The 19,204-nt window shown below is 69.0% G+C and carries 18 protein-coding genes; 14 read left to right on the forward strand and 4 right to left on the reverse strand.

What is annotated here, in order from left to right; translation table 11 throughout:
* Positions 1-94: 94 nt before the first annotated feature.
* From ABD296_RS26645 to ABD296_RS26685, 9 genes are all read left to right on the forward strand, one after another.
* Entirely contained in the window at positions 95-559 is a 465-nt protein-coding gene (locus ABD296_RS26645; protein ID WP_344272613.1) for a hypothetical protein, read from the forward strand.
* A gap of 1,457 nt (positions 560-2,016) precedes the next feature.
* Positions 2,017-3,213 carry a S8 family serine peptidase gene (locus ABD296_RS26650; RefSeq protein WP_344272616.1) on the forward strand — a complete coding sequence of 399 codons (1,197 nt, stop codon included), beginning with the start codon at positions 2,017-2,019 and terminating at the stop codon, positions 3,211-3,213.
* Positions 3,214-3,283: 70 nt separating this feature from the next.
* A complete protein-coding gene (locus ABD296_RS26655; protein WP_344272619.1) occupies positions 3,284-3,823 on the forward strand; it encodes a hypothetical protein in 540 nt (179 codons plus the stop codon).
* The gene (locus tag ABD296_RS26660; RefSeq protein WP_344272622.1) at positions 3,820-4,179 is read left to right on the forward strand and encodes a DUF6317 family protein; all 360 of its coding nucleotides are present in this window, start codon (positions 3,820-3,822) and stop codon (positions 4,177-4,179) included. Before ABD296_RS26655 ends, ABD296_RS26660 begins: the two co-directional genes overlap by 4 nt.
* A gap of 119 nt (positions 4,180-4,298) precedes the next feature.
* Positions 4,299-5,090, forward strand: coding sequence for a WXG100 family type VII secretion target (locus ABD296_RS26665; protein ID WP_344272625.1), 792 nt, complete (start codon positions 4,299-4,301; stop codon positions 5,088-5,090).
* Positions 5,091-5,204: 114 nt separating this feature from the next.
* Positions 5,205-5,876 carry a hypothetical protein gene (locus tag ABD296_RS26670; RefSeq protein ID WP_344272628.1) on the forward strand — a complete coding sequence of 224 codons (672 nt, stop codon included), beginning with the start codon at positions 5,205-5,207 and terminating at the stop codon, positions 5,874-5,876.
* 539 nt (positions 5,877-6,415) lie between these two features.
* Positions 6,416-6,703, forward strand: a complete 288-nt coding sequence (locus ABD296_RS26675) for a hypothetical protein (RefSeq protein ID WP_344272631.1) — start codon at positions 6,416-6,418, stop codon at positions 6,701-6,703.
* Between the two features lie 401 nt (positions 6,704-7,104).
* Complete coding sequence (locus ABD296_RS26680) at positions 7,105-8,235, forward strand: glycosyltransferase family 4 protein (RefSeq protein ID WP_344272634.1); 1,131 nt, start codon at positions 7,105-7,107, stop codon at positions 8,233-8,235.
* Positions 8,214-9,509, forward strand: a complete 1,296-nt coding sequence (locus ABD296_RS26685) for an MFS transporter (RefSeq protein ID WP_344272637.1) — start codon at positions 8,214-8,216, stop codon at positions 9,507-9,509. Before ABD296_RS26680 ends, ABD296_RS26685 begins: the two co-directional genes overlap by 22 nt.
* Here the strand turns inward: ABD296_RS26685 and ABD296_RS26690 are convergent.
* Both ABD296_RS26690 and ABD296_RS26695 read right to left on the reverse strand, forming a co-directional pair.
* Entirely contained in the window at positions 9,502-10,974 is a 1,473-nt protein-coding gene (locus ABD296_RS26690) for an MFS transporter (RefSeq protein WP_344272640.1), read from the reverse strand. The two genes, ABD296_RS26685 and ABD296_RS26690, sit on opposite strands and share 8 nt — an antisense overlap.
* Before the next feature lie 15 nt (positions 10,975-10,989).
* Complete coding sequence (locus tag ABD296_RS26695) at positions 10,990-11,646, reverse strand: hemerythrin domain-containing protein (RefSeq protein ID WP_344272643.1); 657 nt, start codon at positions 11,644-11,646, stop codon at positions 10,990-10,992.
* Between the two features lie 177 nt (positions 11,647-11,823).
* On the opposite strand from ABD296_RS26695, the gene sigJ reads away from it, so the two are divergent.
* Complete coding sequence (sigJ, locus tag ABD296_RS26700) at positions 11,824-12,777, forward strand: RNA polymerase sigma factor SigJ (protein ID WP_344272645.1); 954 nt, start codon at positions 11,824-11,826, stop codon at positions 12,775-12,777.
* Between the two features lie 70 nt (positions 12,778-12,847).
* On the opposite strand, the gene ABD296_RS26705 is transcribed toward sigJ, so the two are convergent.
* Entirely contained in the window at positions 12,848-14,197 is a 1,350-nt protein-coding gene (locus ABD296_RS26705; RefSeq protein WP_344272648.1) for a hypothetical protein, read from the reverse strand.
* Between the two features lie 220 nt (positions 14,198-14,417).
* On the opposite strand from ABD296_RS26705, the gene ABD296_RS26710 reads away from it, so the two are divergent.
* Positions 14,418-15,293 carry a DMT family transporter gene (locus ABD296_RS26710; protein WP_344272651.1) on the forward strand — a complete coding sequence of 292 codons (876 nt, stop codon included), beginning with the start codon at positions 14,418-14,420 and terminating at the stop codon, positions 15,291-15,293.
* A gap of 31 nt (positions 15,294-15,324) precedes the next feature.
* Positions 15,325-16,221 carry a DMT family transporter gene (locus ABD296_RS26715; protein ID WP_344272654.1) on the forward strand — a complete coding sequence of 299 codons (897 nt, stop codon included), beginning with the start codon at positions 15,325-15,327 and terminating at the stop codon, positions 16,219-16,221.
* Here ABD296_RS26715 and ABD296_RS26720 read toward each other — a convergent pair.
* Positions 16,175-17,239: an MGDG synthase family glycosyltransferase gene (locus ABD296_RS26720; protein WP_344272657.1), complete on the reverse strand. Its 1,065-nt coding sequence runs from the start codon at positions 17,237-17,239 to the stop codon at positions 16,175-16,177. The genes ABD296_RS26715 and ABD296_RS26720 overlap by 47 nt on opposite strands.
* Positions 17,240-17,303: 64 nt before the next feature.
* Here ABD296_RS26720 and ABD296_RS26725 point away from each other — a divergent pair, with 64 nt between their 5' ends.
* A complete protein-coding gene (locus ABD296_RS26725) occupies positions 17,304-18,050 on the forward strand; it encodes a polysaccharide deacetylase family protein (protein WP_344272660.1) in 747 nt (248 codons plus the stop codon).
* Between the two features lie 196 nt (positions 18,051-18,246).
* Complete coding sequence (locus ABD296_RS26730) at positions 18,247-19,131, forward strand: acetate uptake transporter family protein (protein ID WP_344272663.1); 885 nt, start codon at positions 18,247-18,249, stop codon at positions 19,129-19,131.
* The last annotated feature ends 73 nt before the right edge of the window (positions 19,132-19,204 follow it).

Raw genomic sequence — 19,204 nt, forward strand, 5'->3', positions numbered from 1 at the left:
GCAAGGTCATCGGCGAATCCCACGACATCCACCTCGGCGCCGAACGCCAGAACACCGCCATGTGGGGCAGCTGAACCACACCGAAGGACCGCCCATGCCTCCCCAGGACCCGTCCAACGACCTGAACCAGCTCCTGTTCCCCAAGGGCTTCCCCACCGGAACGCCCGCCGCTCCCCCAAAACCCACTCCCCAACAACCCCCGACCCAGCCCACGGCCGGCACTCGCCCGTCCCGAGGAGCCGGCAAGTACGAGGTCCGCCGCCGCGAACTCCTCAAGGTCGCCGACGAGATGCGCAACGACATCAAGGCCGTGGAGCAGGCCGTCCAAGCCCTCAAGATCCAGGTCCACGAGGTCGGCGGCTGGGACGTGGCCCAACAACTCGCCTCCAAAGTCAACACCGCCCACACCAACATGCTCGACGTCCTCGACCAATACGTGCAGGTCGCCAAAGCGATAGCCAGCCGGGTCGAGAACTCCGCGAAGACCTACGGCAAGGCGGAAGAAGGAGCGAAGGCGGCTTCTCGGACCCCGACGCCGACGAACGTGGCTCCTTGGTAGCCGTGACACCGTATCGAGCGACCGCTGTAACGACAGGAGGCCGGCGGCTTTGACACTCCATCCGTACGAGCCTGGCATCCGGCCCGGCTCCCTCGGCCACGGTGACCCGGCACAGTACGACTACCTGACCATCAAGTCCTTCTTCGCGAACGCCAAACCGGCCGACCTCGAAGGGCTCCAGCAGGCGTACATCAGCCTGCAAAGCGCCCTCCAGGACCTCGAACAGCGCCTCGGCCAGCACACGAAACGTCTGAACCAGATCTGGGACGGGGACGCCCAGCAGGCCGGCACGTCCGAGGTCAAGCAGCTCACCGAGAACGCCGCCACACTCGCCAAGGCGAGCGGGCAGTTCGGAACCGCCATGTCCAGTGGCGCCGCCGCTCTCCGAAACCCGCCCCGGATCCCGCCGCCGACCGGCCCGGCAGCCTCCGTACCAGGCCTTCTCGGCGAGGCCGCAGCCACCCCCGCCGACAACAAGGCGGCTCAGGAAGCCTTGGCAAAGACCAACGCGTCCCTCGCCTCAGCCTTCGACCAGATCCCCTCCGCCCTCGCTCTCAGCCAGGATCTTGATCTCGGAGATACTCCCTACCTCAGCGGCGGATCCGGAACCGGAGCGCCCGGGATGACGTCGGCAGCCGGTGGGGGGAACGCCCGCGCTGGCGTCCCCGCCGGCGGCACATCGACATCTAGCAACGGAGGCAGCGCGTCTGCATCACCGTCGATGTCGAGCCCAGAGCGCCTCACAGACCCACGACCGATAAGACTGCTACCCGGAGACGGACCGAGAACACCGGTCCCGACTCCCTCGCATGGCAGCCCCACGAACTTGGCGGGCTCCATGCCTGGCGTTGGCCAGAACCCCGGAGTGGCCCCAGGAGCGCCCGCGACAACACCGCCCGTCGGCGACGGCGGCGCCGCACCAGGCCTGGGCCAGGTGCCTCCGGCCGGAGGGGGGCAGGCGGGGCCCCTGCCCAGCAAGGGCGCTCAGCCACGTCCGACTTCTGAAGCGCAAACCGGAGTAGGACGACCACGACTTTCCACACCCACGGATTCGCCAGAATCCCAGATAGGACGGCCAGTCCTGGGAGGAGCGAGCCGACTCTCGCCAGGCGGGGTCATAGGCGGTAAGGGTTTCAATGGGATGGGAGGTATCGGTCAGGAGTCGCTCGAACCATACGGCGCAGCAGGCGGGCCGAAACAAGTAGGGGCAGATGGAGTGCTTCGCAACAGCGCCCTGCGACCGGCCGCTGGGAGCGCCGGGATGCCAACGGCGGAGGCGCGACCGGGATCTGCCGGAACTGGATTTCCTATGACCGGAGGCATGGGAGGTGGAGCAAGAGAAGTTGAAAGGTCAAGAAACACTTCCATGCTGGAGGACGACGATCTCTGGAGGGACGAAACAGAGGTCTCGCCGAGAGTCCTCGGTAAATTCGATCAGTCCATGAGGAACCCGGAACATGGCAGTTGAATTCTCCGAACGCTTGCCTTCCCGAACAAGAACAGCTTCGGCCGCAGCGATGGCTTTCGCCCTGCTTCTTTCCCTCTGCCCTCCGGCATTGGCAGCACCGAGTCCACGTTCCGAAGAATGGTGGTTCGAAGCCTGGCAGATAACCCAAAAGGTATGGCCAGTCGCCCAGGGAGAGGGCATCACCATCGGATTAATCGATTCCGGCGTGGAGGCGAAACTTCCGGACCTCGCAGGTGTGGTGCTCTCGGGAGAGGGAGACGCTGGCTCAGCGAGCCGTGATGGCCGGGCCGACTCGGATACGAAGTTGGGCGGACACGGTACCGGAATGGCCGCCCTTATTGCAAGCCAAGGCTCGGGCACTGGCATGGTCGGAATCGCCCCAAGAAGTCACATTCTCCCTATTGTCGAACCACCCACTGATTTTAACAAATCGATTTACTATGCCGTGAATCACGGGGCGAAGGTGATCAACATCTCGCAGGGCGTGCCGGCCACCACATGCCCGGGCGACCTGCGGGCCGCAGTCCTCTACGCCGTCCACCATGACGTGATCATCGTTGCAGCAGCCGGGAACAAGCCCTTCTATGAGTCGTCATACGCACCCGCCAACTGTCCCGGGGTGCTTGCAGTAGGTGCACTTGACGCGCACTTGGCGCCATGGCAGAAATCAACTCCGGGAGCCAATGTCATGCTCGCCGCCCCGGGCGTCTCCGTAGGATCGATAGGTAAGGAAGGAATATTCACTCCTGGAGTCAATGGAACCAGTTCCGCAGCAGCGCTCACCTCAGGGGTGGTAGCCCTGATGAGATCCCGTTTCCCCAACATGTCCGGCCGCGAGGTCGTCCAACGCATGCTGGCCACGGCGAGGGACCTAGGCCCCAAGGGCTGGGACAAAAAGACCGGCTACGGCGCCCTAGTCCCCTACAAAGCCTTAACCGCTCGCGTGGCGAGTGACTTTCCGAATCCCGTGTACGACAAAGTAGGCATCGCCACATCAAGCAATGGCGACATTCGAGAAAGAAAGTCTTCAGCAAACAATACGCCGCCTGTAAATCGACCTAGAGTAACAGCACACGGGAACTCCGGGTCCACGGTTTGGAAAGCAACCGGGGCCGCAACTGCCTTTTTCGCACTCATCTTCGTCACAGCAGTCGGAATACTCGCCAAGAAGAGAAAGTCTACGTAAGCCTTACACTAGAATGTAATAGCGGACAGAATAATGACGAGTTCACCGAGACAGTGAGCCACGGGCCGCGGTGATCGTCCCCTTCAACATAGCCACTGGCAGCCATCAGTCGAGACGAGAGTTCGTTAAATTGCCAATCAACAATGAGCGGCCGCTACGAAAGCTCCTAAATGAAAGCACTCCTGCTGCGCCTGCCACCCCTGAGGAAGTGAAGGAACGCATGCATTCACTCGAGCCCGGGGAAGAACAAGACAGGATCAAGCGACAAGGAGATAGTCCGACGCGGGGACTCGCCGCGCCAATCACAAATAGCATTGGCCTGGACGTATTTGTCCCGATCGGCTCAGACGAAACAACACAAGCCGGCGACCAAGAGGTTTACTACGAAGTGCGCAGCCTTTCCGGGGGCGGGCCTGTACTGCCGATATACACTAGCGAATCTATACTTTCAACCACACTCGGCGAAGAACAGAGATTTGCGCAAACTGATATCATAGAACTCCTTCGACAAGTCGAAGGTCGCGTTCCATTGGTGGTAAATCCGGTCTTGGCTGCTCAGGTTAATTCACCGGACCTTCAGGCGGCACAGTACCGAGAGGATGGAAAATGACCGGTTACAATGTTCACGCCGATGCACTGATTTATGCCGGCGCCAATTTCAAACGCGTCGCCGTCGACTACAAGGGAGGTATGCCGCAAGAAGGATTGGGAAAGCCCAGCAGCGGCGGTGGTCAACTCGATGAAATAATGCATAACACGCTGCAGATGCTCACCTTGCTCCACGGACTGGTGGCGGACGCTACATGGCAACATGGCGCAAAGCTCCAGTGGGTGGCAGAGAACTACCAGGCCAAAGAGGCCGTCATGACAGAGCTCCTCCAGGTCGCCATAAGCGTTGTTGCCAAACCTGGAACTGTGCCTGTACCTGGAACTGCACCTGCACCTGGAGGGGGGCAAGGACATTGACGCCAAATCCGGATCCACGAGCCAAGCCGCTGGGGAACTTCCCTGAAGCGACCATTCCACAGGTGCGGCAATCACTTCCGCCTACTTGGATGCACTATATACGGGGCGATTATGCCGGTATGTACCAATTGGCGGGTCAGCTGTACGCGCTCGCGAAAGCCGGCAACCCAGCTGTGGCTCGGATCACGAAACAGGTCAATGACCTTATTGGCCAAGACCATGATAAGTGGTCGGGACAAGCAGCAGACGCTTTCAAGAACAGTTATGGACAGGACGCGGCGATCATGACCGCGGTCAACCGCATCGCAAGTGCAGTCGGAGGAGTGATGGACAATCTCGCGTGCAGACTCGCGGAGATCGAACATGGCATCGACCAACAACTGGAGATAGGTTTCGCGGCCGGCTACTTCGTCCAGGACGATGCCTTTCGGAGGACCAACTACCCCTCGCCTCCACCCGGGCCGAGCCAGTACACCGAGATGGCAAAAGCTTTTAATGACTACCTCGCAAAAGCATACAAGGACGCGGACGAAGCGCGAAAACTGGCTGCCACCGAATTGGCGACGTTGGCCGGCACCCTCGAGGAGGGACTCAAATATTACGAAGGGAAGTCGCCCCTCTCCGGGTCCCTGGACCCTGGCGGGCTCCTCAATCAAGGGGAGCATAATTGGTATAATCCGAAAATTGAAAAGGTAAGCAAAGCATATGACGAGCAGATGAAGAAGCTGAAGAGCTCGGGAACCGACCTGAAGTCGGCCATCAGCGACATGCAGAAGATTGGAGATGGCGCGCAACAGGTGGGGGACGTGATAAGTCAAATAAAGCCTATAGAAAAATACGGCACCACAATAAGTGAGATCGGCTCGATCATTTCACAGATAGGCGGATTTGCGAAGGTCCCCGCCAGTTGATGTACCGTTGCCGTTCTACGCTCGGCTTCATAGGAAGTTCTGATGACAAGTTTTGCTAGGATCTTCTGGCATAACAGAAGGCTCCGATACTCCCTGGTCGTTGGAATTCTGGTCTTGGCGATCTTTCTTGCCTTGATTCTAAATCGTAGGACGCCCTCCCATGAGTCAGACCTCAGTGCGCCACATCGGGCCAGTTCTCCGGCCCCGGTCATCGTTGATTCTGACGGACTTGTGACGCAACTTCCGGACGTCGGCCACATGCTTGACGAACATCTGCCCACGGGCGCGGCCGGCTTGAAGATGCAAGCTGACTTCTTCAATGACAGGAGTGATCAACTCAACTACAGTTGGCAATCATTCGACACGGGTGGGGGCCGCCTTCTATCCGTCCGAATACGTCGTTTGACGAATACGAAAGAGGCCAAAGAGGCCTTTTCCTCCAAGTTTCGCGATCTACAGAATAATCACTCTAAGGACAAAGACGACGGAGGGGCCGACACAGGCTCGGCCACGACTCTGTCAAACGCCGGGGACGCGGCTTTTTCTCTGCCGATAGCACAGAGATTGACCAGGTCCAACAGTTATGGCGTCCAGAAGTACAACGTCCATGGTGCCTATTCGTACTGCCGCTTCAAGAATGTTGTCATTGAGGTGTTCTGGGAGGGCTCACTATCCTCAGATAGAACCTCCTCACAAGGAGCGTCAAAAGTCGACACCTTCGGTTACGCTCAAACCTCTGGCGATGCACGGAACATCGTTGTTTCCGTCGTTTCCGCTTTAACGTGAATTTCGTGTAGCGCCAAGTTGGTGCCTGTCCCGACCAACAGGAAGCGGACAGCGCCGTGGCCTTCGATGTTGAGGGCGCCTTGACGTTTGAACACCGAGTAAGCGGCGAGTCGAGGCTGAGAAGGCGGCCTCATCCGGGCGGAGCACGGCAGTGCAGGCGCCCGGGTCCCACTAGGGGTTGGCCGGTCCGCTACAGGTTCGAGGACGTCGGCGGTGTTCAGGACGCAGAACAACGACAACACCGCCTACAGGGACGGGCGCTGGCCAACGCCGACGCAGAGCCTGACCACAGGTCAGTTCTGGCAAAGGTAACGGTCCCAAAGCCCTTGAGGTCTCAGCGGGTGATGGTCATCAGGAAAGCTCCCGCTGGATTCGCGCTCGGCGTCGCGTCGTCCGCGCTCGCCGTTTTTCTTGGCGAAGGTACGGTTGGATTATCCCAGCGCATACGTGCCGTCAATTTTTGACTTCCCTGCCGACTCCTCCGCTTCACGACACGACTCGCAGCCTCTGCGCCTTCCGGCGAGAGGGCGAGTACCACGGTGATCACGCTCAAGGTCGGCGGGGTCGCCGGCGCCCGCCTGCTTGAGCGCTACTACGAGACATCCACGTCGTCCTTCAGCCATGACGAGAGGACCGTCGGCGGAGCCCGGTGCGCGGATCCGTCCGTCTACATGCCCGAGCTCGTGTGTGCGAAGGGGCCGCTGTTGTTCTCCATCTCTGGCCGGAGCGGCGCGGTGTTCGAGGGGATGGACGCACCCTATCCATGGGTGTGGCGGGACCGGGTACTTCCGGAATTCGTGAAGCTGATCGCAGCGAAGATCGTCTGACATCGGTCACGGTGCGATGTAGGCGGAGCGCGGCAAGGTGGGCGGCTGAGCTCGTCGGCGGGTGGGTGGTTTTCTGGGTTGTCGGCGGGCTTTGCGGTGTGGCGTGATGGAGGGTGTCGGCGGGAAGTGGCCGGCGCGGCTTGTCGGGAAGGCAGCGTCGGGGCTTTGCGGGTTTGGGGTTGTGGTGCTGGCGGTGCGGGGCACCAGTAGGGCTTTCCGGGAGTGCTTGGGACGGCATGGCCGCCGAGGTCAGGGGCATTGGGGGCCGTGGGTGGGGGTTGCGGGGGGTCGGGGTGGAGGGGTGGGGGTTGGTTGGGGGGCGGGTTGGGGGGAATTCGGGGGGGATGGAGATGCCGCGGACTCTGGTTCTGAGTGGGCACTTTCCGCCGGAGTCGGGCGGTGTGCAGACGTTCACGTGGGAGCTGGTGCGGCGGCTGCCAGCCGACCGGGTGGTCGTCGTGGCGCCCGCGTCGCCGGGGGCGGCGGACTTCGATGCGGGGCTTGAGTTTCCGGTGGTGAGGCGGCGCGGGTACCTGTTGTTCCGGGGGTTGCGGCGGCTGGTGGCGCGGCAGGGGACGGAGGCGGCGTGGATCACGGCGGTGGCGCCGTTCGGGCTGTACGCGCCGCTGGTGCGGGCGGCGGGGGTGCGGCGGCTGGTCGGGTCGACGCACGGGCAGGAGCTCGGGTGGTTCCGGGCGCCGCCGACGCGGGCGGCGTTAAGGGCGGTGGTGCGGTCGTTCGACGTGGTCACTCATCTGAGCGCGGGCACGCTGCCGGAGTTGCAGGAGGCCGTGCGCGATCGGACGCGGTTGGTGCAGCTGGCGGGCGCGGTGGACACCGGCCGGTTCCGGCCAGGGTTGGACGGGGCGCAGGTCCGGCGGCGGCATGGGCTGGGCAGGGGGCCGGTGGTACTGAGCGTGGCGCGGCTGGTGCGCCGCAAGGGGCATGACGTGCTGCTGCGGGCGTGGGGGGACGTGGTGCGCAGGCATCCGGACGCGCGGCTGGTCATCGTCGGGGACGGCCCGATGCGGCGGCGGCTCGCCGAGCTGGCGGCGCAGGCGCCGCCGGGCACGGTCACGCTGGCCGGTCCCATAACGCCCGCCGACCTGCCGTACTACTATGCGGCGGCCGACGTCTTCACGCTGCCGTGCCGGGACGATCGGTGCGGCCTGCAGACGGAGGGGCTCGGGCTGTCGGTGCTGGAGGCGTCCGCGACGGGGGTGCCGGTGGTGGTCGGCCGGTCCGGCGGCAGCCCGGAGGCTCTCATGGACGGGCGGACGGGCCTGCTCGTCGACGCAGGCGGCCCGGACGAGCTGGCTTTGGCGTTGCATCGGCTGCTGGCAGATCCCGGACGGGCCGCGGCGATGGGCGCGGCCGGGCGGGCGTGGGCCCGGGAGCGGTGGAGCTGGGACGCCGCGGCGGTCCGGCTGGCGGCGCTGCTCAGCGGAAATGATCGTCCCAGCGGCACTCCCCTCGGCGCGCGGCGCCGGACACCGTGGATGGAACCTGTATGGCCCTCAAGGAGCAGCTGACCCAGCCGGATTTCCGGCGGCTCATCATCGGGCAGACGGTGTCGGCGCTCGGCGACTGGATGGGCACGCTCGCGCTGATGTACTTCGTGCTGGAGCTGAGCGGTTCCACCACGGCGGTCGGCGGGGTGCTGGTGCTGCGGCTGCTGCCGTCCGCGCTGGGCGCCCCGGTGGCGGCGCGGGTGGTGACCCGGTGGCGGCGGCGGAGCGTGATGCTGACGTCCGACCTGATCAGGGTGGGCATGGCGCTGGCGCTGCCGATCGTGCCGTGGCTGTGGTGGGTGTACGTCTGGGCGTTCATGATCGAGGTGGTCGGGCTGATGTTCCTGCCCGCCCGGGACGCGGCGATCCCGTTCCTGATCGGCGACGACCGGGAGGAGGGCAAGGACGACCACGACACCGGGACGCTGGAGATGGCGAACGGGATCACGATGGCCACCTCGTACGGGATGATCCCGCTGGGCGCGGGGGCGTTCGGGCTGATCCTGTGGCTGTCGAACCAGGCCGGCTGGGAGGGCCACTGGCGGTACGTGGTGGTGTTCTGGCTGGACGCGCTGACGTATCTCGGGTCGTGGCTGGCGGTGCGGGCGATCCCGGATCTCGGTCCGGGGCCGGGCGAGAAGCTGGCCATGGAGCGCGACGAGCAGGAGGCCGGGGAGAAGCACGGGTTCATCAACGCGCTGAAGCTGCGGGTGGTGCGGGGTGTGCTGCCGGGGATCGCGGTGGTGGCGCTGGGTCTCGGCGCGCTGTTCTCGCTGGGCGTGGTGTTCGTGAAGAGCGTGATCAATGCGGGGCAGATCGGGTTCGGGGCGCTGGTGGTGTGCTTCGGCGTGGGCGCGATCGTGGGGCTGTTGGTGCTGCACCGCAAGACCGGGAGCCTGCTGACGCAGGTGCGGATCGCGACCGCCGTGCAGGGCGTGGTGATCGCGTCGATGGGCGGGCTCGCGTCCAAGCCGTGGTCGTTCGTCGGCGCGGTCCTGTTCGGTGCCGCCGCGACGAGCGCGCTGGTCGGCGGGATCACCTACCTGCAGGAGAGCCTCGGCGGGGTCGACCGCAACCTGGCGCTCACCGCGTTCCACTCGGTGCTGCGGTTCGGGCTGGCGCTGGCGGCGCTGCTGGCGGGCGGCGCCGCCGACCTCCTGAAGGAGGCCGGCGGCGAGCCGCTGGGCATGGCTCCCGCCCAGTTCGTCCTGATGATGTCGGGTCTGGTGGTGCTGGCCGGCACCTTCCTGATCCGGTCGCCCCGCGGGGGGCGGCCGGAGCCCGCGCCTACCTGACCGGGACGGCCTCGGCCGGCGCCGCGTCCGCGGGCTGTTCGGCCTCGCCGCGGGTGTTGGCGGCGCGCAGCGCGACGATCGCCGCGGCGGCGATGAAGATGCTGCCGGTCAGCAGGGCCCGGGAGAACCCGGAGGTGAGCGCCTCGTTCCTGGGCTTGTGCTCGGCCAACAGGTCGTTGGCGTGGGCGGTGGACACGGCCGAAAGGATGGCCAGGCCGAGTGCGCCGCCGAGTTGCTGCGAGGCGTTGAGCAGCGCCGCCGCGATGCCCGCCCTGTCCGGCGGGACGTTGGCGTTGGCGGCGGCGGTGATCGACACGAACGCCAGGCCGAGCCCGAATGAGGTGACCATCAGGCCGGGCAGGAGGTCGGTGAGGTACTCGCCGTCCACCGGGATGCGCGAGAGCCAGAAGATGCCCACGGCCGCCAGCAGCAGCCCGACGACCATCAGCGGCCGGGACCCGGTCCTGGGCAGCAGCTTGGAGGCGATCCCGGCGGCCATCCCGACGCCGAAGCACAGCGGCAGGTACGCCGAGCCGGTCTGCATCGGCGAGTATCCGAGGACGTTCTCCATGTACAGGCTGAGGAAGTAGAACATCGACAGGAAGCCGGCGAGGGCGACGAGCTGGGTGACGTCCGCGGCGGCGAGCCCGCGGATCCGCAGCAGCGACAGCGGCATCAGCGCGTGGCGGCTGCGCTGCTCGTTCACCAGGAACGCCAGCAGGATCACCGCGGCGCCGGCGAGGCCGCCGACGGTGCGGGCCGCGCCCCAGCCGACGTCCGGCGCCTTGACGATCGTGTAGACGAGCAGCAGCATCCCGCCGGTGACGAGGATCGCGCCGAGGGCGTCGAAGTTCGCCAGCTTCGCGCTCCGCCGGTCGCCCTCGACCAGCAGGAACAGCCCGGCGATCACGATGAGGCAGACGGGGGCGTTCACCAGCATCACCCAGCGCCAGCCGGGCCCGTCGGTGAGCAGTCCGCCGAGCAGCACCCCGGCGGCGGACGCGCCGCCGGCGACGCCGCCCCACACGCCGAGCGCCTTGCCGCGGTCGCCGCCCTCCTTGAACGTCGTGGTGAGGATGGACAGGGTGCCGGGCAGCATCAGCGAGGCGCCGATGCCCTGCGCGAACCGGGCGCCGACCAGCATCCCGGAGCTCTGGGCGAGGCCGCCGGCGATCGACGACAGCGAGAACAGGACGGTGCCCGCGAGGACGACGCGGCGGCGGCCGAGCAGGTCGGCGAGCCGCCCGCCGAGCAGCATGAACCCGCCGTAGGTGAGCAGGTATCCGGACGGCACCCACTGCAGGTCCTGGACGGAGAAGTCCAGGTCCTTGCGCATCGCGGGCAGTGCCACGTTGACGATCGAGGCGTCGATGAAGTCCAGGAACGCGATCGCGCACAGCAGCGTCAGGGTGATCTTGCCGCGGCCGGTCGCGAGGAAGGACGCCGGGGCGTCCGGGGTTGCCATGATCTGTCTCCCGATTCAGGCGCTCGCCGGCATCTGCCAGCGGGGCGCGCGTTCGTAGCGGGGCCGCCAGACGGCCCGGTACAGCAGCCGGACGGGCGGCGGGACGATGCCGAGGACCGTGCGGCGCGTGGCGTCCTCCGCGCCGTCCAGCAGCCAGGGGAAGAAGGACGCGGCGCCGCTCATGCCGAGCTTGCTGCGCTGCTCGTTGCCGAAGGCGTTCCACTCCTTGCGGGTCAGCAGCTTCTGGACCAGCGGGAGCGCCAGCTCCTCCTCGTTGTCGCAGTGCTCGGTGAGGCCCTGCGCCAGTTCGCCGGCGCGGGCGGCGAGGACGTTCGCCGGGCCGGGGATCGCCGTCTCGACGGCGTCGAGCAGGTGGTCGAGGGCGTTGTGCTCGGCCTCCATCCGGTCGAGGACGGCGGTGTCGGAGACCCGGCCGCGCAGGACGGGCCACAGGTGCGTGTCCTCGGCGGTGTGGTGGACGGCGATGAACGTGGTGAACCGGTCCCAGCCGGCGCGGAGCGCGGGGCCGGAGACGTCCCCGGCGTCGGCCATGGCGATCAGCCGGTCGAGGTCGCGCTGGAAGGCGTCGTGGACGGCGTACATGAACGAGACGTCGACCCGGTCCGTCGCGCCGGTGGGCGCGCCGGTGCCGGGCTCCGTGGTGCGGCTCATGGAGGACCCCCTTGTGTCGAGCCGGGATTGCCCCGTTTTCGCGACCAAAGAGGGGCGGCGGGCCGGCGAGTGTGACACCGCGCCGCCGGGGTGAGGCGCACATCACATCCGGCGGCGGGATGTCACACTTCGGGTGGGCGCGGCCCTCTAGGGGGTGAGCGCACAGGAGGTCGACCCATGCCCGAAGGCACCGCCGAGGACACCGCGACGCGGGTGTTCGCCGATCACCGGGAGCTGCTGTTCTCGGTCGTCTACAACATGCTCGGCAGCGTCGCCGACACCGAGGACGTCCTGCAGGACGCGTGGCTGGCGTGGGCCGCCCGGCACGGCGCGGGCGGCGCGGAGGAGATCGGGAACCCGCGGGCGTACCTGGTGCGGATCGCGGTGAACACCGCGCTCGCCCGGCAGGCGGTGATCAACCGCCGCCGGGAGACGTACGTGGGGCCGTGGCTGCCCGAGCCGCTGGTCAGCGATGCCGGGGCGGACGAGTCGGCGGAGCGGACCGAGGCGGTGTCGATGGCGCTGCTGGTCGTCCTGGAGACGCTGACGCCGCTGGAGCGGGCCGTGTTCGTGCTGCACGAGGTGTTCGGGTACGCGCACACCGAGATCGCGGCGATCCTGGACCGCAGCCCGTCCGCGGTCCGGCAGCTGGCGCACCGGGCCCGCGAGCACGTGCACGCGCGCCGTCCCCGCTACCAGGCGGACCCGAAGGTGCAGCGGCAGGTCACCGAGCGGTTCCTGCGGGCGGCGCTGGGCGGCGACATCCAGGACCTGATGGAGATGCTGGCGCCGGACGTGACGCTGTGGACCGACGGCGGCGGCAAGGCGCGGCCGGCGGCGCTGCGCCCGATCCACGGCGCCGACCGGGTGGCGCGCACGATCACCGGCGGCGTCGGGAGGGAGCGGTGGCCGCTGGACGTCCGGTACCGCACGGTCAACGGCGACCCGTCCGCGCTGCTCTTCGACAACGACGACGCCCCGTTCGGCGTCATGGTCCTCGACCTGGCCCCGGACGGCGACCGGATCCGCGGCATCTACGCGGTGACCAATCCGGACAAGCTCACCCACATCGACGAGGTCCGCCCAGAAGAGCCGCGCCCAGAGGAGCCGCGCCAGGAGCAGGCGCGCTGACGGGACGCCCGCGCCGGGCCGTCGTCGCGGGGGCCGGGCGACGACGGCCCGACGCGGGCCGGTAGCGGGGTCAGCGGGCGGGGCAGGGCGGGAACAGGCGGCGGGTGCCGGTGCCGGCGGCGTAGGCGGCGGGGTCGCTGAACCGGCACCCGTAGTCGGGACGGGCGACCACGGACGGCTTCGTCGTGACGTCGCCGGCGGGGCGCCGGCCGGTGCCGATCCAGCGGATCAGGTCGTCCCAGGCGGCGCCGGCCTCGGCGTCGGAGAACTCGCAGTGCTGGACGGTGCGGACGGCCCGCTGGACGAGCAGCCCCGACCGGTGGTTCCGGGCGGTCTCGGCGGCGTAGGCCTCCTCCATGGAGAACGGGACGAACATGTCGCCGAGCCCGTGCAGGGACAGGACGGGGACGTTCGGGCGCCCGTCGATCAGCGGGACCTGCGACAGCCGGTGCGAGAGCCGGGCGGCCGGGTTCGCCACGGGCACCCGCTGGACGGTGCCGTTGACGTCGACCGGGGTGTTCGGCGTGTAGCGGGTGAACCGGTTGGTGGCGAGCTGCCCCGGGTCCTCCGCGAGCGTGGCGCCGGGCGCGGGCGGGGTGGCGAGGGTGAAGGGGAAGTCCTTCCAGTACGCGAACGCCTGCTCGGCGCCGGGCCGCGCGCCGCCGGTCCGGCCGATCAGGATCGAGCGGAACTGCTTGCCGCGCGCGTTGGTGGTGTCGGGGCCGCCCGGGGTCAGCCCGGTGAGGCCGAGGGCCTGCTCGATCTTCGGCACGGTCGTGGTCTGGTAGCCGGCGGTCACGGGGTACTCGCGGATGCCGGACAGGTCCTGCGCGACGACGTTGTAGTCGAGGAAGTAGTCGAACAGGGCGTCGTCGCCGAGGACGCCGCACATCGGCAGCGCGCCCGCGTAGTAGCCGGGGTACTGCTCGATCGAGCGGCCGACGATGTGCCCGCCCATGGAGGCGCCGACGATGATCCGCTGCCGGGGCCGTCCGACCTTGGCGGCGAACAGGTCGGCGAGGTCGCGGGTGCCGACCACGCCCGCCCGCACGTCGTAGCCGTTGTCGTAGTAGGACGAGGCGGCCCACGCGTAGCCCTGGTCGAGCATCCGCTGGCGCAGTCCGAACGGCGGCGGGCCGACCGCCAGCACCTTGCCCTGCCCCGCGTAGCCGTGCGCGAACATCGCCAGCCGGCCGTTCCAGTGCGGCGGCACCTCGATGTCGTAGGCGGCGTGCCGGTACACGCCCTGCATGACGCGGGACGGGGCGCCGTGCACCTGGACGGGCGCGAGCGGCGGGTTCTGGATGCTGTAGCCGGGCAGCGGCTGGTCGCCGGGCGTCGTGTCGGCGCGGGTCGTACCGGCGGGCAGCAGTGTGGCGAGCGCGGTCGCGGTGAGGGCGGCGAGGGCACGGATGCGCATGGGACTCCCACGGTCGAACGTGCCGGTAGTACATACCGGCCGGTCGGTTTGTGGAATGGCCGTGACCGGATCCGGCCGGGCCGCGGGCCCGGCCGGTGCCCCGCGGCACGCGCCGAAGAATCCGATTCGTGCAGGCCGGCGTGGGTAGGGGGTCCATCGTGATCTTCGCGGCCCGGAGCCGCCGGGCGCGGATCTACCGATCCTTATGAGCCTTTTCGGGATGATCTTCGCCGTGGCGGCGGCCGCGTTCACCGGACTCGGCTTCGTCGCCCAGCAGCATGCCGCCTACCGCGAGCCGCTGGAGGAGATGCTGCACCCCCGGCTGCTGCTGCACCTGCTGCGCAGCCGGCTCTGGCTGGCCGGCATCGGCACGATGATCATCGGGCAGGTGCTGTTCGCGGTGGCGCTGAACATGGCCGACATCGCCGAGGTCGAACCGCTGCTGGCGAGCAACCTGATCTTCGCGCTGGTCGCCGCGCACCTGATCTACCGGGAGCGGCTCGGCCGCGCCGAGTGGCAGGGCGCGGTGCTGTTCACCGCGGGCGTCGCGCTGTTCCTGACGATCGGCGAGCCGCACGGGGGCATCGAGCCGAGCACGACGTCGCCGCGCTGGATCGCGGGCGCGGTCGTACTCGGCCTCGTCGGCCTGCTGACGATCGCCGGCCAGCACCGCGACCTGCGGGTCCGCGCGATCACGCTGGCCAGCGCCGCCGGGCTGCTGTACGGGCTGCAGGACGGCCTGACCCGCAGCGTGCTGCTGCTGTTCGACCACGGCCTGAAGCGCGCCCTCATGGACTGGCAGCCCTACAGCCTGGTGCTGATCGGGGCGCTCGCGCTGCTGTTCTCGCAGAGCGCGTTCGACGCGGCGCCGCTGCGGATCTCGCTGCCCGCGACCACGGCGGCCGAGCCGCTGACCGGCATCGCGCTCAGCATCGTGATCTTCGGGGAGCGGCTGCGGCTGTCGATCGGCAGCCTGGCGCTGGAGGCGCTCGGGCTGGCGGCGATGGTCGCCGGGATCGTCGTGCTGGGCCGGTCGCCGTACCTGGGTAAACCGGGTGAGCGGGAGGACGCGCGCACGAACGGGGTGGAGTGCTGAACGGAGTGGGTGCCAACGGGGTGGGGTGCTGATGCTCTCGGTGCTGTTCGCGGTCCTGGCCGCCGCCGCCAACGCGCTGGCCTCGGTGCTGCAGCGGCAGGTCGCCAAGGGCGCGCCCGACGAGCACACGTTCCGGCCCTCGCTGATCGCCGACCTGCTGCGCAAGCCGGAGTGGCTCGGCGGGATCGCCGCGCTGATCGCCGCGTTCCTGCTGCAGGCCGCCGCGCTGGACCGGGCGGGGCTGGCGCTGGTCCAGCCGCTGCTGGCGGCCGAGCTGCCGTTCACCATGCTGCTGCTCGGCTGGCTGGTGCCCGGCGCGTTCGGCAGGGTGCCGTGGCCGGCGGTCGGCGCGCTCACCGCCGGGCTGGCCGCGCTGCTCGTCGCCGCCAGCCCGTCGGAGGGCCCGGGCAGGCCGGGCCCGCTCGGATGGACGATCGCCAGCTCCGTGACGGTGGGTCTCGGCGCCGGGCTGATCCTGGCGGCGTGGGCCGTCAGCGGCCCGCTGCGCGCCGTGTTGCTGGGCGTGACGACGTCGCTGGGGTTCGCGCTGACCGCCGCGTACATGAAGACGGCGACGCAGATCATCACCGACAGCGGGCTCGGCGCCGCCTTCACGTCCTGGGAGCTCTACGCGATGGTCGCGACGGGCATCGCCAGCCTGGTGCTGCTGCAGATGGCGCTGGCCAGCGGCACCCTGGTCGTCGTGCAGCCCGCGCTCACGGTGACCGACCCCGTGGCGAGCATCTGCCTCGGCGTCGGCCTGTTCGACGAGCACGTCCGGGGCGGCGGGTGGATCGCGATGGAGCTGGTCGGCGTCGCGTTGATCCTGGTCGGCAGCATCGGGATCGCCCGCTCCCCCGTGCTGCACGAGCAGCACACCGTCAGCCGATCGCCGCACACACCGCGCTCTCGGCGGGTTCGGCGCTGAACAACGCGTCCACCCGGGCGGCGCGGGTGCGGCGCAGCGCGTCGTCCTTGAGCCGGTCCAGCGCCTGGACGAGCTCGGCGGGCGAGTGCGCGTAGACGCTGAGGCCGCCGCGCGCCATGGCCCGCGCGCCGTCGCGCCCGTGCCCGGGGATCGGCCGGTAGGAGATGACCGGCAGCCCGCACGCGAACGCCTCCCGACAGGTCATCCCGGCCGCGTTGTCGACCAGCGCGTACGCGCCCGCCATCAGCTGCGCCACGTCGTCGCGCCAGCCGAGGGCCGGGGCGAGGCCGGTGCCGAGGATCCGCGCGCGCAGCCGCCCGTTGCGGCCGCAGAGCACGACCGGCCGGTACCGGCCGGAGGCCGACAGCACGCCCGCCGCCTCCACCACCCGCCCGACGCCCCACGCGCCCGCCGAGATCAGCACGACCCGCTCGTCCGGCCCGGCCCCGACCACCTTGCGCAGCCGGGCGCCGTCGTCCGGGCCGCCGGGGCGGCGGAACCGCGGCGGGACCAGGGGCGCGCACCGGACGGCGGGACGGCCCGTCGCGGCCGTCACGGTCCGCGCGGCCGTCTCGTCCGGGCACAGGTACCGGTCGTTTCCGGGATGCAGCCACATCCGGTGGACGGCGAAGTCGGTGACCAGCACCAGGGACGGCGCGTCCAGCCGGCCGGCCCCGCGCAGCCTCCCGGCGGCCTGGGCGGCGACGTGGAAGGTCGACACGACCGCGTCCGGCGGCAGCTCCCGGACGCGCCGCTCCAGCCGCGCCGCGATCAGCGCGGTCAGCGGCGAGGGCGGCGGCGGGTGGGGCGGCCCCGGCCGCCGGGAGACGAAGAACGCCCGGTAGACCGCCGCGTACAGCCAGGGCGCGGACCTCATCGTCCCCGCATAGGCGCGGCGCAGCGCGTGCCCGAGCCGCAGCGGCACGAGGTCCAGCACGTCCACCACGGAGACCTCCACCCCGTGCGGCGCCACCCGCCGTTCCAGCTCGCCGGCGACCGCGTCATGCCCCGCCCCCATGCCCGCCGTGAGAATTAAGAGTCGCTTGCCCATGAGATGGGACCCCCCTGTGCAAAATGGTCATGTGGACACACGTATCCGGGCACGTCGCGTCCCCGCCGTCGCGCTGGGCGGAACCGCCGCCGCGCTGGGCGTCGCGCTGGCGCACACCCTTCCCGCGGCGACCTGGCTGGCCCCGGTCCGCCGCCGGACGCCCCGGATCGCCGGGCGCGGCTTCACCGACCACGTCGCGCTGACGCTGGACGACGGCCCGGACGGCGCGTCCACGCCGCTGTTCCTCGACGAACTCGACCGGCTCGGCTGCCGCGCGACGTTCTTCGTGCTCGGCTCGATGCTGAGCCGGCACCCGGACGTCGGCCGGCGCATCGCCGCCGACGGCCACGAGATCGCGGTGCACGGCTGGCACCACGACAACGCCCTGCTCACCCGTCCGGGACGGGTCTGCGCCGAGCTCGCCCGGACCGTCCGGCTCGTCGAGGACGTGTGCGGCGTGCGGCCCCGCTGGTACCGGCCCCCGTACGGGGCACTGAGCGCGGAGGCGCTGGTGGCGGCCCGCCGCAACGGGCTGCGGCCGATCCTGTGGACGGCATGGGGCCGGGACTGGACGGCGTCCGCCACCCCCGAGTCGGTGCTGTCGGCGCTGTCGCCCGGCATCGAGGGCGGCGCGACCCTGCTGCTGCACGACAGCGACGTGACGTCCGCGCCGGGCGCGTGGAAGTCGACGCTGGGCGCGCTGCCCGCCGTCGTGGCGTCGTGCCGGGACGCCGGTCTCGCGGTGGGAGCGCTGCGCGATCACGGGATCGGCCACTGACGTCCGTCCCCCGCTCCCCGCGCCCCCGCCGGGGCGGGCGCCTGCGCCGCTGTCACACGAACTCTTCTGCCCCCTGCGCGCCGCAGGTATGTGGACGGCGTCACCCGCCGTCACCGGTTGCCCGTTTTGTGCGTTTCACCTGCTGATTCGCGGTTACAAGGGGGTGAGGAGATTCTCCTATCGGGGAGGAGATGTCATGAGGGATCGAAGAAGGTCCGAAGGAAGGGCTTCGCCGGTTCCCGGCGAGGGCACGCCGATGGCGGGCACCGGGCACGACATGCCCGCGCATGACATGCCCGCGCACGATATGCCAGCGGGGCGGGGCGCTCCGGCCGCGTCCGCGGCGCCGAGGAGCGGCGCCGCCGAACCGGAGATGCACGCCCTCTGGGAGGACCGTACGCGGATCTCCCTGACGCCGATCGCGGCGCCGTCGATCCTGGGACTGTTCGGGTTCGCGGGCGCCACGATGATGGTGGGCGCCTGGCAGGCGAACTGGTACGGGTCGGCGCTCACGCCGCTCGTGCTGTTCCCGTTCGTCATCATGTTCGGCGGCCTGGCCCAGTTCCTGGCCGGGATGTGGTCCTACCGCGCGCGCGACGGCCTCGCCACCGCGATGCACGGCATGTGGGGCGCGTTCTGGCTCGGCTGGGGCCTGCTGTTCATGCTCGTCGCCATCGGGGTCTACCCGCTGGCGCTGAGTCCGCGGATCGGGGCGGTCAGCCAGGGCTTCGCGTTCTGGTTCATCCCGCTGTGCGTGATCACCGGGCTGGGGGCGCTGGCCGCGATGGGCAAGAACCTGGCGATGTCGGCGGTCCTGTGGCCCCTTGCGGTCGGAGCCGGCTTCACCGCCGCGGGATTCTGGGCGGGCTCGACCTGGCCGCTGCGCATCGGCGGCTGGCTGTTCGTGATCTCCGCGGGGATCGCCGTCTACACGGCGGCCGCGATGATGATGGAGAACACCTACGGCCGGACGATCCTGCCGCTGTTCGCGTTCCGGAAGAACCAGAACGTCCCGGGACGCCGCGCCAGCAGGCCGCTCGAGTACCGCTACGGCGAGCCGGGAGTCAAGATCGGTCAGTGACGCCCGGCACTCCGTGCCGCGCCCCGTCCCCGTGCCACTGGGGCCGGGGCACGGACATGGGGCCAGGTTTTAC

This window comes from Actinomadura napierensis, from assembly GCF_039529375.1.
GTDB lineage: Bacteria > Actinomycetota > Actinomycetes > Streptosporangiales > Streptosporangiaceae > Spirillospora > Spirillospora napierensis.